This window comes from Burkholderia sp. AU44665 (assembly GCF_030504405.1).
Lineage (GTDB): Bacteria > Pseudomonadota > Gammaproteobacteria > Burkholderiales > Burkholderiaceae > Burkholderia > Burkholderia semiarida.
Genome location: NZ_JAUJRI010000020.1, coordinates 50,426 through 67,579 on the forward strand (window position 1 = coordinate 50,426; position 17,154 = coordinate 67,579).

Below are 17,154 nucleotides of genomic sequence, written 5' to 3' on the forward strand. Positions count from 1 at the left end.
GAATCCCTGCCGATGCCCACGGCAGGACGGGTACTGCAAGCTTTCACGCGCCGGCCGTTACGGCGGCGCGAGCCGCGCGCGGTATTCGTGCGCGGCGCCGCTGTCGTCGACGGCGTCGAACACGATCTCGCCCGGCCCCGTGCCGGCCTGCGCGCCGATCGGGATCTCGACACGGCCGAACGGCGCGATATCCATTACCGTGTTCGCCGGCATCGCGCCCTTGCCGTTCAGCAACACACGCGTGAGCGTCACGTAGTACGGCGTGGGATTGAGCGCGACGAGCGGCGCCGGCGACGCCGCCGCGTTCGCGCCGGCGTGCGACCATGCGAGCCGGTTCGGTGCCTCGTCCGGATCGCCGTCGAGACCGGGCGGCCGAACCAGTAGCTTCATCCGCAGCCGGTACGCGATGCGCAGCGCGTGTTCGCCCGCCGGTGCGGCCGGTGGCACTTCGAGCAGATTGATCCAGAAACAGGACTCTCGATCCGCGGCGAGGCCGCCGCCCAGGGACTGCACACGGATCGACAGCGGCTGCCCCGGATCGAGCCGCGCGAGCGGCGGCGAGACGACGAACGGCACACGCAGGCGACCCGGATCGGCGTTCGCATCGCCGTCGTCGAGCCACGCCTGCACGAGGATCGGTGCGTCTCCGTCGTTGCGCGTGAAGATGGTCAGTGCGCGCGCGTCGCCCGGATAAACGAAGCGCGTGCCGACCACGGATAACGCTGCGTCGCACCGCATCGTGCCCACGCTCGCGACGCAGCCGAGCACGGCCGCACACACGACCCGCACAACGACGGGGCGATGGCGCCAGCGGGGCCGCAGCGTGTGAATGACGGCGGCGAAACGGGATGTCGATCGACGCATGGGGCTAGCGCTCGCCAATACGATCGGCCGCCGATGCCACCGGCGTCGGCACTACCGTCGCCGCGCGGCAGACGCCGCTCAGCGTCACGTAGCCGGTTCCCGCACGCTGCGCGGCCGGCACCGCGTAATCGATCACGCATTGCTGATCGGCGCGCGTGCCCCATTCGACGCGAATCTGGCCGTCTTCCGCGGGACTGCGCACGAACAGCCGGCTACCCTGCCCGACCACGCCGAGCGCCGCACCGGTATGCGCGTCGAGCGCGCGCGCGGCAAACGGCAGCGGCCGGCCGTCGTCGGTTTGCGCGTCGATCAACAGCGCGCGCGCCTTCACCGTGTCGTAGGACAGCATGACGATCGAACCGGAGCGCGGCGCCACGCTGTGCGACACGGTCTTCAGTTCGACGTCTTCCGGCACGTCCTTCGGGTCGATGTCGACCTTGTTGAGCTGATACGGGATCAGGCTCGGCACGATCGCGTAACCGAAGCGGTCGACGCGTGCCGTGGTGTTTGCCACCAATGCGCCGCGCGCGTTCGGCGCATGCACGACACCGATGGTCTCGCTCAACGTGGGCGCAGGTGTCAGCCCGCCCGGGTGCAGCACCAGGCCGCCCGTTGCGTTCGCAGACGCCTGCTGATAATCGCGCCCGATGCCGACATTCGCCGACAGCGACACGGCCGGCCGCTGATAGCCGACGCCGAAACTGCCCGACGACGCGCGGTTGCTGCCGTCGTAGCTCGACGACAACGAATACGATCCGCCGTTTTGCTGACCGAAACGGCCCGCGAGGCCGGCCGTCGCGCTCGTACCGGTGCTGCTGTCATGCGTGACGAACGAGCTGAAGATCGGTGCGCGCCGCGTATTGCGACCCAGCGGAATCGACACGTTCAGGCTCACGAGCGTGCTGCCCGACGCGCCGCCGAACGACCGGTCCATCACGGACAGATTGCGCACGCGCTGCACGGACGCGGTGATCGTGGCATCGCGCCACTGCGTGTTGTAGCCGAGCGTGAAGCTGAGCGTCTGCCCGCGTCCCGCCCAGTAGCTGAGCGCCGATCCGTTCGCGTAGACGCTGCCCGTGCGCCCGACCTGCTGACTCACGTTGAGGTCGACGCGATTGCGCACGCGCGCGATCGATGCCAGACCGGCGCCGGTGTTGCTCTGGGCATTCAGCAGCAGCGCGTCGCGCAGGCCGAGGTAGCCTTTGGTCGAGTAGCGATACGCGAGCAGCGAAAAGTTCGTGCCGCTGTTCGGCAGGTTCTTGCTGTACGACACGCGCACGCTCGAGCCGGTCATGCGCTCGCTGCCTTGCGGCTGGGTGCGCGCGACCGTGACGTCCGCCGCGAAACCGCCGATCGCCGTATTGAGCGCGACGCCCGTCAGCACCGACTGGTAGCGGTTCGCGAACGCGGCGCCGCCGTAGGCCGTCACCGCGTTGCTGATGCCTCGCCGCACCGTGAACTGGCCGACGTACTGCGTGCCGATGTCGGTGCCGCCGCCGAGTTCGATCGCCTGCCCGGCCATCGCGCTGAACCGCGTGCTGCCCGGCCGCAACAGTTGGACCGTCGTCGCGAACGGAACCACGAAGCTGCGCGTTTCGCCGTTGGCCTCGGTCACCGTCACGTCGAGGTCGCCGCCGTAGCTCATCGCCTGCAGGTTGTCGATCGCGAACGGCCCCGGTGCGACGGTCGTCTCGTGAACGAGATAGCCGCGCTGATAGATCGACACCTTGGCATTCGACTGCGCGACGCCCCGCACGACCGGCGCATAGTCGCGCTGTTCGTCGGGCAGCATCCGGTCATCGCTGGAGATTTGTACACCGCGGAACGACACACCGTCGAACAGCGTGCCGTTGGCCGAGCTTTCGCCGGCCAGCAACTGTGCGCGCCAGTCGGGCAGATCGGTTTGTGCGTATACGTAGCCGCGCTGATAGCGGGTGCCGCCGCGCTGTGACCACGTGAGGTTGCCGTTGTGGCGAATTCGGAACCGCCCGGCGCTCGCGGCCATCGACAGCCCGGTGTAGAGCTGCGAGAACGCGTAGCCGCTGGAACGCGTGTTGAACACGCTGGCGCTGTAGTTCAGCCACGCGGCAGGCACGCCGTTCGTCCAGTTCGACGGATCGACGTAGGTGCTCCGGCTGGCGAGCCGCATATAGAACTGCGGCGCCGTCAGATACAGTTTCTGCTCGGCCGCATCGAACGACAACGCGGCACCGGGCACGTAGCGCGACAGCGCATCGCAGATCGTGCCGTCGGGCATCGGGTTCGGCGGCTGGTCGCCATCCTGGCCGCGCGCGCTTCGGTCGAGGTCGACGCCGACCCGCTGCAGCAGTGCCTTGTCGTAGCAAGGCATCACGTCGCCGCGCGCATCGGGGCGGAACGTGATGTCCTCCACGCCACGCCACAGTCCGTTGACGATCAGATCGACCCGATGCACGCCTGCCGGGACCGTATTCGGGCGCTCGAAAGGCGTCGTATCGATCGGCTCGCTGTCCGGGCCGTGCATCAGCATCGAATCGTCGAAGCGCGTCGCGCCCGCCGCGGGGTTGGCCGGCGCCGTACCCGCGGCCGCGCGACGCTCGTCCTCCTGCGCCACCGTGTCGATCGTGTCCGCGATGGCGTCCGTACCCGACACCATCGCGACCGTCGCGAACACGGATGCGACCGCCAGCAGACACGGCCGCTGCGGCAACCGGAGCGCAAGCCCCGTCGCGCATGAAGAGTGGAAACCTGCTGAACTGCGCATGTGGATTCAGTTAGTTCGTATACCGAATTGATAAATGGAATCCGGCATACTGGATGGTGCCTTCCGGATGCGTTGCGTGGACCGACTGCTCAGTCGGTCAGTTTTTTCGTTATCGTGGTGCGGCCGCCGTAATCGTCGATGAGCATGTAACGTACGGCCGTCGGGAGATGCGACTGCACGGCGGCGCCTCGCAGCGGAAAACGCTGCGACGCGAACGGTGCGACCATCCCGCCGCCGGCCGACACGAACGTGCCGCCGAAGCCGCCTTCGACCATCCCGAACGAAACGTAATACGGCGTCGGGTTGGAGACCTCGAGCGACATCTGCCGTTCGCCCGCATGCGACGTATCGGTCGCCGCCTTCCACACCAGTTTTTCCGGTGCCATATCGACGTCGTTCGCCAATGACGAAGGCCGATAAAACAGCTTGATACGAGTTCGGAACGCGAAGCGCAGCTGATTGTCCGCATCGGGACGCACCGTTGGAACCTCCAGCACATTCAGCCAGAACACCGATTCACGGTCGGCCGGCAACTTCGCCTGCATGTTGGTGATGCGCAGCACCGCGCTGCGCCCCGCCTCGACGCGCGCCAGCGTTGGCGTGACGACGAATGGCGTGCGCATCTGCTCGGGTGGAACGTCGGCGCGGCCGTCGTCGATCCAGCTTTGCGCGAGCACCGGATCGGAACCGGAGTTTTCCATCCGGACCGTGACGTCGCGCGAGCGCTCGGGAAAAATCACCCGCGTACCGTCCAGCAAAAGCGCCGCCTGCGCCAGCGTGGCGCAGGCGGCCCACGCCATGACACCGGCCACGACTTGTAAATAAGGATAACGAATTGACAAGGTCATGACATGGAATGGAGAATGCGTCGATCAGTGATACGCGAGCAGATAGCGGATGAACGAGTTGCCCGAACCAGTCTTGATCGCATCCGGTGCGGCCGTCGACACATACGACGCCGTATAGCTGAGCGTTGCGACGTTGTTCTGGACGGTCGCGACCTGCGCTTCGGTGATGTTCTGCGGCTTGCCGAGCATGATCTTGCCGGACTTGCCGTTACCCGCGTCGCTGATCTGGATCTCGACGCCTTCCGCCGGTTTCGTGCCGATGAGCTTCAGGTTGCCCGTGGCGGGGTTGATGTTCACCGACACCGGATCGAATTCGATCACGACCTTCGTGTTGTTGGTACAACCGGTATTGCCGCCGATGGCCAGATTGAACGCGACAGGCGTCGACGTCGCCCCGATCTTGTCGAACGTGCTCGGGCTGATGCGATCGCCGAGCTGCACCTCTTTCCGGTTGCCGGGGCCGGGCGCTTCGCCATTGATGTTGCAGGTGACGTCGGAGATGCTGCCGTAGAAATCGAGCTGACCATCGAACGCGTGCGAAACCGACGGCACCATGGCGACACTCGCGACACCCGCTGCAACGCAACCCCGAAGCAGATTCATTTTCATCGTTGGATTCCTCTAAAAATGGACGATTTTTCTCGGAAGAGACGATCGGCGCATGGGCATTCAGCCTTCCACCGCTTGCCGGCACCGCCGATCGGATCGCGTTATTCCGGAAGACTGGATGACTTCAACCGAAAAATAACGACCGCAGCCATTCTATTTATTTGGATGGCTTTCCGATATCGGACGAGTAAGAAATATCGGAATCCTTATCCGTTCGGATAAATCCTAACCACGAAACCGGCTCGATATCAGCCAACCGGCATAGTTTCGGCCATCTGCGTCGACCGGCCGGAATGCGCGCACGGGCCGGCGAATCGCCTTCCCGGCAGCACGAGACATGGTCTGTCCCGGCTGTTTTTTGCAGCTTGTCCTGAATCGTCAAAAAATATTCACATTAGTCAAAAACCGGCAATTCCTTATATCAAAATTAAAACGCTCGATAGCGTACCGTCAGTGAAGATAGGAAAAAGGACGAATCGCATGATCGGGGCAATGCACGCCGGGTTTTCTTTGACGAATTACCCGCACACGAGCATTGCCAATGGAAATTGGCATGCCTTCCAGGCTCACGGTTGAAAATCCAAATTTTTGGACCGGTTATATCGACACCCGCACTATTACGGACGTGTCCCATGCGCGTCTTCAAGCCGAGAGCCGGCCAGGCACTCGTCGCTCCTCGCCCGGCAGTGGGCGCAGCACGCAAAAAAACGCCCGCTGCAAGCAGCGGGCGCGAATCCCAGTCAAGGAGGTGTCACACGAACTACGGGTTCAGAGTAAGGAAATCGCCCGCAACAGGCAACGAATCGATTTCCATATCGATATGACGGCGTACGCTCATGCCCGCGCCTGTCCAGGCCCCGGCACCGGATCCCGACCGCGCGTCGCCCCGGCAGAATCGCGCGCACCAACGAAAACGTCCCGCCGGCTGGCGGGACGTTCGTCACGATGCACATGCGCGCACGGCGCAATCGATCACGGCTCGTGACGCAGGTACCCTTCCTTGCTCGGATCGCGCATCCGCCACGACACGATCAGCGAGATCGCGCACAGCACGGTCACGTACCAGTAGAAGGTTTCCTCGCTGCCGATCGACTTGAACCACAGCGCGACGTACTCGGCCGAGCCGCCGAAGATCGCGTTCGCCACCGCATACGACAGGCCGACACCCATCGCGCGCACTTCCGGCGGGAACATCTCGGCCTTGATGAGGCCGCTGATCGACGTGTAGAAACTGACGATCGCCAGCGCGACCGTCACCAGCACGAAGGCGGCCACCGGGCTCGTCACGTCCTTCAGCGCATGCATCAGCGGCACCGTGCCGATCACCGCGAACGAGCCGAACAGGATCATCGACGTGCGGCGGCCGATCTTGTCCGACAGCGCGCCGAACACCGGCTGCATCAGCATGTAGACGAGCAGCGCGACGGTCATCACGTTGCTGGCCGTCTTCGCGTGCATGCCGGCCGTGTTCACGAGGTACTTCTGCATGTACGTCGTGAACGTGTAGAAGATCAGCGAGCCGCCGGCCGTGAAGCCGACCACCGTGAAGAACGCGCCCTTGTGCTGCCACACGCCGCGGATCGTGCCCGCGTCCTTCTTGTCGCGCGACGCGCTCGTCGACGTCTCGTCGAGCGACTTGCGCAGGTACAGCGAAATCAGCGCGGCCGCCGCGCCGACCACGAACGGAATGCGCCAGCCCCATGCCTTCAGCTCGCCGGCCGACAGCGTCTGCTGCAGGATCACGAGTACCAGCAGCGCGCACAGCTGGCCGCCGATCAGCGTCACGTACTGGAACGACGCGAAGAAGCCGCGACGGCCCTTGAGCGCCACTTCACTCATGTAGGTCGCGCTCGTCCCGTACTCGCCGCCCACCGACAGGCCCTGGAACAGCCGTGCCACCAGCAGCAGCGCCGGCGCCAGCGCGCCGATCTGCGCATAGGTCGGCAGCACCGCGATCACGAGCGAGCCGCCGCACATCATCAGCACCGAGATCATCATCGCCGCGCGCCGGCCATGACGGTCGGCGATGCGGCCGAACAGCCAGCCGCCGATCGGACGCATCAGGAAGCCGGCCGCGAACACGCCGGCCGTGTTCAGCAACTGCGTCGTCGTGTTGCCGCTCGGGAAGAATGCCGGCGCGAAGTACAGCGCACAGAATGAGTAGATGTAGAAGTCGAACCACTCGACGAGGTTGCCCGATGAGGCGCCGACGATGGCGAACACGCGCCGCCGGGTGTCATGCGCGGACAGCGCAGCTTGGTCGGTCTGGACGTCCATGGGTTGGTCTGTTCCTTTTAGTACTTTCTGGGCGAGACGGCCGGGGCCGCCGCGTGCGGTCGCGCGTGGCACCGGTTCCGGCGCACGGCGCTACGGGATTTTAGCGAAATGTAAAGTAACAGGCTTTGCGGGTTCGTCCGGATGTAGAAAATTTTTCTCCCGCCACCCGTTCGTCATATGAAAACGCCAGCCGGCAGGCTGGCGTCGGATGCAAACATGCTCGACCGCGACGATCACACGCGCACCTCCGGCGGCACGTAGCGGCACTCGTAGCGCTTGCGCACGGTGCCGGCCTCGTCGACGCTTTCCAGGTACACGTCGAACTGCCAGAGCCGCGCCATGTGCTTGAGCACTTCGTCGCTGTCGTTCGACAGGTGGCGGTTGTCGGTCATGAAGTGGCGCAGCGTGAGGCTGCGGTCGCCGCGCGTGTTGACGGCCCATACCTGGATGTTCGGCTCGCGGTGATGGATGTCGTACTGCCGCGACAACGCCTGCCGCACGTACTGATAGCCGGAATCGTCGTGGATCGCCGATACCTCGAGCGAATCGCGCATGTCGTCGTCGAGCACCGAGAACAGCCGCATCTCGCGGATCAGGTTCGGCGACAAGTACTGCGCGATGAAGCTCTCGTCCTTGAAGTTGCGCATCGCGTAGTGCATCGCCGGCAGCCACGGCGTGCCCGCGATCTCCGGAAACCACTTGTAGTCCTCTTCCGTCGGCGCTTCGCAGATCCTGCGAATGTCGCTCATCATCGAGAAGCCGAGCGCATACGGGTTGATCCCGCTGTAGTACGGCTTCGTGACGGGCGGCTGATAGACCACGTTGCTGTGCGAGTGCAGGAACTCCATCATGAAGCCGTCTTCCAGCTTCCCCTGGTTGTACAGCGTATTGAGCAGCGTGTAGTGCCAGAACGTCGCCCAGCCTTCGTTCATCACCTGCGTCTGCCGCTGCGGATAGAAATACTGGCCGATCTTGCGCACGATGCGGATCACTTCCCGCTCCCACGGTTCGAGCAGCGGCGCATTCTTCTCGGCGAAATACAGCAGGTTCTCCTGCGGCTCGGGCGGATAGCGGTCTTCCTGCTCCTCCGTCAGTTCGGGCTTCTTGCCCGGCAGCGTGCGCCACAGTTCGTTGACCTGCGACTGCAGGTACGCCTCGCGCTCGCGCCGCAGCGCCGCTTCCTTCGACAGCGACGGCTTCTGCGGCCGCTTGTAGCGGTCGACGCCGTAGTTCATCAGCGCATGGCACGAGTCGAGCAGTTCCTCGACGCGATCGAGGCCGTAGCGCTCCTCGCATTCCGCGACGTAGTTCTTCGCGTACACGAGATAGTCGATGATCGCGTGCGCGTCCGTCCACAGCCTGAACAGGTAGTTGCCCTTGAAGAACGAATTGTGCCCGTACGCCGCGTGCGCGATGACGAGCGCCTGCATCGTCATCGTGTTCTCTTCCATCAGATACGCGATGCACGGGTTCGAATTGATGACGATTTCGTAGGCCAGGCCCATCTGCCCGCGGCGGTAGCTCTTCTCGGTCGCGAGAAAGTGCTTGCCGAACGACCAGTGACGGTAGTTGACGGGCATCCCGACCGACGCATACGCGTCCATCATCTGCTCGGCGCTGATCAGTTCGAGCTGGATCGGGTAGATGTCGAGCTCGTATTGTTCGGCGACCTGCGAGATGTGCGTGTCGTATTCCTCGAGCAATTCGAACGTCCAGTCGGACGGGCACGGCAGCGGCTTGCGTTCGGCAACGTTCATACGCGCTTCCTTTTGCCCGGAACCGGGCAAGTCGGCGGCCGGCGGCGTCGGCTCGGCCTGCCCGCGTTGCTGCGATGCGGCAGGGCCGGCCGTGTCGTCGCCGGAAGGGCGCGGCTCGTAGCCGCGCGACTCGTTGTGCAGATGGCGGCTCGTCATGACATTTCCACCTGCTTTTCGAACAATTCGCGAAACACCGGGTAAATGTCCGCAGCCGATTCCACTTTTTTCATCGCGAGATGCGGTTGCGACAGGGCCAGTTGCGCGTATTCCAGCCACAGGTTCTGCTCTTCCGGCGCGACCTGGATATACGCGAAGTAACGCGTCTTGGTGAGGATATCCTCTTCCAGGATTTTGCGACACTTGGGCGAATCGTCAGTCCAGTTGTCGCCGTCGGACGCCTGCGCGCCGTAGATGTTCCACTCGGTCGGCGAGTAGCGCTCGTCCATCACCTTGCGCATCAGTTCGAGCGCGCTCGACACCACCGTGCCGCCGCTTTCGGTCGAATGGAAGAAGGTGTCCTCGTCGACTTCCTCGGCGCGCGTGTGGTGGCGGATGAACACCACTTCGATACGCTCGTAGTTGCGCTTGAGGAACAGGTAAAGCAGGATGAAGAAGCGCTTTGCGAGATCCTTGCGCTGCTCGTCCATCGAACCCGACACGTCCATCAGGCAGAACATCACGGCCTGGCTCGACGGTTGCGGCTGCTTCACGCGGTTGATGTAGCGCAGGTCGAACGGATCGATGAACGGAATCCGCCAGATGCGCCCTTTCAGGTGATGGATCTCGGCTTCGAGCGTCGCGATTTCCGCGCGGCGGTCTTCGGGGTCGCTCTTCAGCGCTTCGAGCTGCGCCTCGAGCTCGCGCAACTCGTTGACGAGCGGCGAGCCGAGCGCGATGCGCCGGCCGAGCGCGCTGCGCAGCGAACGCACGACGTCGATGTTGTTCGGCGTGCCTTCCGCCGACCAACCCGCGCGCACGTTCTTCCAGCTCGGCACCGTCAGCAGGTGCGTCTTCACGAGGCGCGGCAGTTCGAGATCGTCGAAGAAGTACTGCATGAACTCGTCGCGCGACAGCTCGAACACGAAGTCGTCCTGCCCTTCGCCCTCGTTGCTCGCCTGACTGCCGCCGCCCCCCGAGCCGCCTTGCGGACGCGGGATCTTGTCGCCGCGCACGTAGTCCTCGTTGCCGGGGTGCACGTATTCACGACGCCCGCCCGGCGCGTGCCGGAAATTCGGCTCCGCGATGTCCTTGCGCGGGATCGTGATGCTCTGCGTGCTCTGGATATCCTTGATGCTACGGTCGCGCACCGCGTCGGACACGGCGCGACGAATGTAGTTCTTGACGCGACGCAGGAAGCGTTCGCGATTGGCGATGCTCTTGTTCTTGCCGGCCAGCCTGCGGTCGATGATTTGATGAAGCACTCCCGGTCTCCCGCTCGAAAGTCGATCTGCCGGGGCACTCGCCGCGCATGCCGTCTGCCGTCATGCGGGTGGCGCCTCTGAAAGTGCCCGTACGGACTCGCCGTACGGGCGCGATACCGCGCGTGTCATGACGACTTGCGCACGCGCAGGTACCAGTCGCAAAGCAGCCTCACCTGCTTCGGCGTATAGCCCTTCGCGACCATCCGGTTCACAAAGTCCTCATGCTTGCGCTGCTCCTCCGCCGAGCCCTTCGCGTTGAACGAAATGACCGGCAACAGTTCCTCGGTATTCGAGAACATCTTCTTCTCGATCACGACCCGCAGCTTCTCGTAGCTCGTCCACACGGGGTTCTTGCCGGCGTTCGCCGCCCGTGCGCGCAGCACGAAGTTCACGATCTCGTTGCGGAAATCCTTCGGATTGCTGATCCCGGCCGGCTTCTCGATCTTCTCCAGCTCCGCGTTCAGCGCGGCGCGATCGAAGCTCTCGCCCGTGTCGTGATCGCGGAATTCCTGGTCCTGGATCCAGAAGTCCGCATACGTGACGTAGCGGTCGAAGATGTTCTGCCCGTACTCCGAATACGACTCGAGATACGCCGTCTGGATCTCCTTGCCGATGAACTCCGCATAGCGCGACGCGAGCACGTCCTTCACGAACGACAGGTACTTCTGCTCGGTTTCCGGCGGGAACTGCTCGCGTTCGATCTGCTGTTCGAGCACGTACATCAAATGCACCGGGTTCGCCGCGACCTCGCTCGTGTCGAAGTTGAACACGCGCGACAGGATCTTGAACGCGAAGCGTGTCGATACGCCGGTCATCCCTTCGTCCACGCCCGCGTAGTCGCGATACTCCTGGTACGACTTCGCCTTCGGATCGGTGTCCTTCAGATTCTCGCCGTCGTACACCTGCATCTTCGAGAACAGGCTCGAGTTTTCCGGCTCGTGCAGGCGCGACAGCACCGAGAACTGCGACATCATCTTCAGCGTGCCCGGCGCGCATACGGCCTCGGCCAGCGACGAATTGCGGATCAGCTTCTCGTAGATCTTGATCTCTTCCGACACGCGCAGACAGTACGGCACCTTCACGACGAAGATCCGGTCGAGCAGTGCCTCGTTGTTGCGGTTGTTGCGGAAAGCCTTCCACTCCGACTCGTTCGAGTGCGCAAGAATCACGCCGTCGAACGGAATCGCGCCGAAACCTTCGGTACCCTTGAAGTTGCCTTCCTGCGTCGCGGTCAGCAGCGGGTGCAGCACCTTGATCGGCGCCTTGAACATTTCGACGAATTCGAGCAGGCCCTGGTTCGCGAGGCACAGGCCGCCCGAGTAGCTGTACGCGTCGGCATCGTCCTGCGCGTATTGCTCGAGCTTGCGGATGTCGACCTTGCCGACCAGCGACGAGATGTCCTGGTTGTTCTCGTCGCCCGGCTCCGTCTTCGCGATGCCGACCTGCCGCAGGATCGACGGATAGCGGCGCACCACGCGGAACTGGCGGATGTCGCCGTTGTATTCGTGCAGGCGCTTGACGGCCCACGGACTCAGGATGCTTTTCAGGTAGCGGCGCGGAATGCCGTACTGTTCCTCGAGGATCGGCCCATCCTCGTCGTAGTCGAACAGCCCGAGCGGCGATTCGTTGACGGGCGAGCCCTTCAGCGCATAGAACGGCACGCGCTCCATCAGTTGCTTCAGGCGCTCGGCGATCGACGACTTGCCGCCGCCCACCGGGCCCAGCAGATAGAGGATCTGCTTCTTCTCTTCAAGACCTTGCGCAGCGTGGCGGAAGTACGCGACCACCTGCTCGATCACCTCCTCCATTCCGTAGAACTCACGGAATGCCGGATACACCTTGATGACCTTGTTCGCGAAGATCCGCGACAGGCGCGGGTCGTTGCGGGTATCGATCTGTTCAGGTTCCCCGATTGCTTCCAGCATGCGTTCACCAGCCGTCGCGTACGCGGATGGATCGTTCTTGCAGAGCGCGAGATACTCCTCCAGCGAGAGCTCTTCCTCTCGCGTTTTTTCGAAGCGGTTCGCGAAGCTGCTGTAAATATCCATGCTACCTCCCTCGCCTGAGTCTGAAGACGTGCCTGCCTTCGTATGACTGCGCAGAAGCAAGCGCGTTCGAATTCATCCTAAACCCTTTCTTATTTTTTTTCACGAACTCTTCGTATGAAGTTCGTCATTCTCGACAACACCGCTTGGACAACGCATTTCGTCGTTTTACAATCGATCTCCCGAGCCGCAGAAACTGCATCCGCCGCGTCTCGTCGAACACCGAAACGTCTCGTGCGTTGGACACCTCCGACGTCGCCACCTCTCCTCCCTTCATCCCTTTACGTTCGAGCGGCCGCGTGCGATGACACGCCGCGCGAACCGTTACAAATTTTTTCGCAGTCCCTTACGGACATACCCGTACGACGAACGCGGGAACATGACGCGCACGCAGCGCATTCCCGCGAATCTCTCGGTGCGCGACGCTCGGCACACCTGCCGATGCGCGATCGACTCGTCCGCGCTGTCACATTTCGTCCGCCGCAGAAACGGCAACGCCCGCGGATCGCGGGCGTCGTCGTCACCAAATGGGGATAGATACGCGGCGCACGCGAATCAGAACGTCTCCCAGTCGTCGCCGCCGGCGGTCGCGGCGGCCGGCGCGGGTGCGGGGGCGGCCGACACGGCGGCGGGCTTGCGCGCCGGCATCGCGGCGCTCGCGCGTTTCGGCGCGGCCTCGCGCTCGACGCGCGCGGCAGCCGGTGCGGGCGCAGCGGTCGGCGCGGAAGGCGCACGCGTCGCATGACGTGCGGCAACGGCAACGACGGTGCCCGCACGTGCCGCCTCGTCGTCGAGCTGGAATACCGCCGCCGTTTCGCGCAGGCGGGCCGCCTGCTCCTCGAGCGACTGCGCGGCGGCCGCGGCTTCCTCGACGAGCGCGGCATTCTGCTGCGTGACCTCGTCCATCTGCGCGACCGCGCGCGCCACCTGGTCGATCCCGCCACTCTGTTCCTCGGACGCCGCCGCGATCTCGCCCATGATGTCGGTCACGCGCTGGACCGCGCCGATCACGTCGCTCATCGTGCGCCCCGCCTCGTCGACCAGCGTCGAGCCCGTCCGGATACGCTCCACCGACGCGTCGATCAGCGCCTTGATTTCCTTCGCCGCGCTCGACGAGCGCTGCGCGAGGCTGCGCACTTCGCCCGCGACGACCGCGAAGCCGCGGCCTTCCTCGCCCGCCCGCGCGGCTTCGACGGCCGCATTCAGCGCCAGAATGTTGGTCTGGAACGCGATTCCCTCGATGATCGCGATGATGTCCGCGATTTTCGCCGAGCTGTCGTTGATCTCACCCATCGTGCCGACCACCTGGCCGACCACCGTGTTGCCCTTGTTCGCAATTTCGGACGCATTCGCCGCCAGCGAGCTTGCCTGACGCGCATTGTCCGCATTCTGCTTCACGGTGCCCGTCAGTTGCTCCATGCTGGACGCGGTTTCCTGCAGCGCAGCAGCCTGTTCCTCGGTACGCGACGACAGGTCGATGTTGCCAGCCGCGATCTGGCGGGCCGCGGTCGCGATCGACTCGCTGCCGCCGCGCATGGTGCGCACCGTGTCGACGAGCCCGCGTTGCATCTTCGCGAGGCCTGCCAGCAACTGGCCCATCTCGTCGCGCCGGTCCACGACGATCGGCCGGCGCAGGTCGCCCGCGGCGATCGCGTCGAAATGCGACAGCGCGTCGGCGATCGGGCGGCCGATCGCGCGGCTCAGCGTCAGCCACGACAGCACCGCGGCGCCGATGCCGACCAGCAGCACGACGATCGACAGCACGCGCATCGTCTCGAACACCGATTCGGCCTGATCGAAGCGCGCCTGCGCATTGGTGAACTGGAAGCCGCGCAGCGTTTCACCGGCCGCGGCCAGCTCGGTATAGCGCGCCTGAAGCTGCTTGGCGCCGTCGCCGATCCGCTCGTGATCGCCGGCCGCGACCGCGCTCGCGAACGCGTCGCAACTGCTCTGCAGCACCTTGCGCCGGGCGACGACGTCCTGTGCGAGCCGGTCCTCGTCGGCGTCGCGCGGCAGCGCAAGGTACTTCTGCCACCAGGCGTCCGATTGCGCTCGCATCGCGCGGCTGCGCTCGATGGCCGCCGCCGAATCGGGCGTGCCGGCCAGCAGCGCGGCACGGTCGAGCGCGAGGCGCTCGCGCGCGGCGAACATTTCCGCCATCGCCACGTCGACCGCGCTGGGCATCTGGTTCGTGAAAGTCTCGCGCGTCGAATCGTTCGAACGCGTCATCCCGTGCAGACCGAGCACGCCGGTGACCGCCAGCAGTACCGCCAGAAACGCCATCGTGAAACCGATGCGCGCCCGAATCGTCAGGTTCCTGAACACCATCATCCATCCTGTGTTGCGTCGTCATGAACGGGCCTGGCCCGTTGGCTCGAAGCATTGCTTCACTTGGTGCATTTACGACCGCACGACGCATAACTTGATGGCTTTGGCGTGTTTATTTCGAATTATTCGTCTGTTTATTTCATAAGTCTGAATAAATGACGGAATTCGGGTCGGGATGGGGAATCGCCAAAGGCCAGTGGAAACGCCAAGCATTGCGGGGCCGCCGCCAGCCGTCTCATGCGACGGACCGGCAGCGCGATGGAACCGGAAAACCGGGGATCCGGCCCTAGTCGGCCAATTCGGCGCGCGTCGGAATCGACGGCTGCGCGCCCGCGCGCGTGACCGACAGCGCCGCCGCGCGTTGCGCGAAGCGGATGGCCGTGTCGACGTCCGCGCCGGCCGCGAGCCGTGCGGAAAAGCCGCCGATGAAGGTGTCGCCGGCCGCCGTCGTGTCGATGGCCTGCACGACGGGCGCCGGATAGTGACGCGCGGCGCCGTCGGCCGTCAGCGCAAGCACGCCGCGCGCGCCGAGCGTGATCAGCACGTTGCGCGCGCCACCGGCCTGGAGCGCCCGCGCGGCGGTTTCGGCCTGCGCCGGATCGCGCACCGGCAGCCCGGTCAGCGCGGCTGCCTCGACCTCGTTCGGGATCAGGTAATCGACGAGCGGCAGCCAGCCGTCCGGCAGCGGCGCGACGGCCGGCGCCGGGTTGAGCACCACCGTGCGGCCGAGGCGGCGCCCGGCCGACAGCGCCGCGAACACCGCGTCCGGCGGCGTCTCGAGCTGGCAGATCAGCACGTCGGCCGCCGCCAGCGCGGCCTCGTGCCGCGCGATCGTATCGGTCGTGACCTCGCCGTTGCCGCCCGCGACGATCACGATCGCGTTCTGGCTTCCGTCGTCGACGACGATCAGCGCGACGCCGGTCGACGCCGACGCGCTCGTCGCGAGCCCCGCGCAGTCGATTCCCTCGGCCTCGAGGCCCGCGCGCAGCGCGGCGCCGTGCGCATCCGCGCCGACGCAGCCGATCATCGCGACCTGCGCGCCGAGCCGGGCGGCGGCGACGGCCTGGTTGCCGCCCTTGCCGCCCGCCGCCTGCGCGAACGCATGTCCGGCGAGCGTTTCCCCCGGCAGCGGCAGCCGAGGCGCCCGCACGACGAGATCCATGTTGAGGCTGCCGACCACCGTCACGCGGCCGGCGCCCGTTACGCTCGCCGTCATGCGCGAGCGCCCGGCGCGGCCGGCTCGCGATAGACCGCCGTCGATTCGCGCAGCACGAGGCGCGGCGACACGACGCGGCGACGGCTTGGCACGGCCGTGGAACCGCCGCCGATCCGTTCGATCAGCGTCTGCGCGGCCATTTCGCCGAGCGCGCGCACCGACTGGCCGACCGTCGACAGCGCCGGATACGTGTAGCGGGAAAATTCGATGTCGTCGAAGCCGATGATCGAGCAGTCGTCGGGCACGCGCAGCCCGCGCTCGGCCGCCGCGCGCAGCGCGCCGACGCCCATCAGGTCGTTGCCCGCGAAGATCGCGCTCGGCCGCACCGATTCGAACAGCCGCGACGCCGCGTGATAGCCGCCCAGGCACGAAAAATCGCTTTCGGCGATCGCGCCCGGCACGATGTCGACCCCGCGCTCGGCCATCGCGCGAATGAAGCCGTGCACGCGCATCGCGCTGACGGCGGTGTCGGTCGGCCCGGTGATGCAGCCGATCTTCGCGTGTCCGAGTTCGAGCAGGTGGCGCGTCGCCAGGTACGCGCCGCGCTCGTGGTCGATCTGCACGAGATCGGCCGCGAGCCCCTCGATGTTGCGATCGACGACGACGAGCGGCGCATGGATATCGGCGAGCGTCTGAGCGAGCACCGCGTCCTCGCCCGCCGACGCGACGATCAGCCCGTCGATGCGCTTTTCCTGCAGCACGCGCAGGTAGTTGCGCTGCTTCACGGGATCGTCGTCCGAATTGCAGAAGAACACGCAATAGCCGTTGGCCGCGCACTGATCCTCGATGCCGCGCGCCAGCTCGGCGAAGTACGGATTCGTGCTGTTCGGCACGACGAGGCCGATCGTCGCCGTCGCCCGCGCCTTCAGCGAGCGCGCCACGGCCGACGGCACGTAATTCAGCTCGCGGATCGCGCCCTCGACCTTCGCACGCACATCCGCGGACACCGGCCGCGAATTGTTCACCACGTGCGAGACGGTCGTAAATGACACGCCCGCCATGGCCGCCACATCCTTGATCGTCGCCATTTCCCGTTTCTCTCTGGT

General features: G+C 65.1%; 11 protein-coding genes. All 11 read right to left on the reverse strand.

Annotated features, from left to right (window positions below):
- Positions 1-57: 57 nt before the first annotated feature.
- Complete coding sequence (locus QZM15_RS27585) at positions 58-864, reverse strand: molecular chaperone (protein WP_302107631.1); 807 nt, start codon at positions 862-864, stop codon at positions 58-60.
- Between the two features lie 4 nt (positions 865-868).
- A complete protein-coding gene (locus QZM15_RS27590; RefSeq protein ID WP_302107632.1) occupies positions 869-3,607 on the reverse strand; it encodes a fimbria/pilus outer membrane usher protein in 2,739 nt (912 codons plus the stop codon).
- Between the two features lie 89 nt (positions 3,608-3,696).
- Positions 3,697-4,455 carry a molecular chaperone gene (locus QZM15_RS27595; protein ID WP_302107633.1) on the reverse strand — a complete coding sequence of 253 codons (759 nt, stop codon included), beginning with the start codon at positions 4,453-4,455 and terminating at the stop codon, positions 3,697-3,699.
- A 24-nt stretch (positions 4,456-4,479) separates the two neighbouring features.
- On the reverse strand, positions 4,480-5,010 hold the full coding sequence (locus tag QZM15_RS27600; RefSeq protein WP_302107634.1) for a fimbrial protein: 531 nt from the start codon (positions 5,008-5,010) through the stop codon (positions 4,480-4,482).
- Between the two features lie 1,026 nt (positions 5,011-6,036).
- Positions 6,037-7,341 (reverse strand): MFS family transporter, encoded by a 1,305-nt coding sequence (locus QZM15_RS27605; protein WP_059584128.1) that lies wholly within the window; start codon positions 7,339-7,341, stop codon positions 6,037-6,039.
- A gap of 233 nt (positions 7,342-7,574) precedes the next feature.
- The gene (locus tag QZM15_RS27610; protein ID WP_302107635.1) at positions 7,575-9,254 is read right to left on the reverse strand and encodes a SpoVR family protein; all 1,680 of its coding nucleotides are present in this window, start codon (positions 9,252-9,254) and stop codon (positions 7,575-7,577) included.
- The gene (locus QZM15_RS27615) at positions 9,251-10,519 is read right to left on the reverse strand and encodes a YeaH/YhbH family protein (RefSeq protein WP_006476064.1); all 1,269 of its coding nucleotides are present in this window, start codon (positions 10,517-10,519) and stop codon (positions 9,251-9,253) included. The genes QZM15_RS27610 and QZM15_RS27615 overlap by 4 nt, the downstream gene beginning before the upstream one ends.
- Before the next feature lie 125 nt (positions 10,520-10,644).
- Positions 10,645-12,567: a PrkA family serine protein kinase gene (locus QZM15_RS27620; RefSeq protein ID WP_027784391.1), complete on the reverse strand. Its 1,923-nt coding sequence runs from the start codon at positions 12,565-12,567 to the stop codon at positions 10,645-10,647.
- Between the two features lie 552 nt (positions 12,568-13,119).
- Complete coding sequence (locus QZM15_RS27625; protein ID WP_302107636.1) at positions 13,120-14,892, reverse strand: methyl-accepting chemotaxis protein; 1,773 nt, start codon at positions 14,890-14,892, stop codon at positions 13,120-13,122.
- A gap of 286 nt (positions 14,893-15,178) precedes the next feature.
- Positions 15,179-16,108, reverse strand: a complete 930-nt coding sequence (gene rbsK, locus QZM15_RS27630) for a ribokinase (RefSeq protein WP_059584132.1) — start codon at positions 16,106-16,108, stop codon at positions 15,179-15,181.
- Positions 16,105-17,136 carry a LacI family DNA-binding transcriptional regulator gene (locus QZM15_RS27635; RefSeq protein ID WP_050012587.1) on the reverse strand — a complete coding sequence of 344 codons (1,032 nt, stop codon included), beginning with the start codon at positions 17,134-17,136 and terminating at the stop codon, positions 16,105-16,107. The genes rbsK and QZM15_RS27635 overlap by 4 nt, the downstream gene beginning before the upstream one ends.
- Between the last annotated feature and the right edge of the window lie 18 nt (positions 17,137-17,154).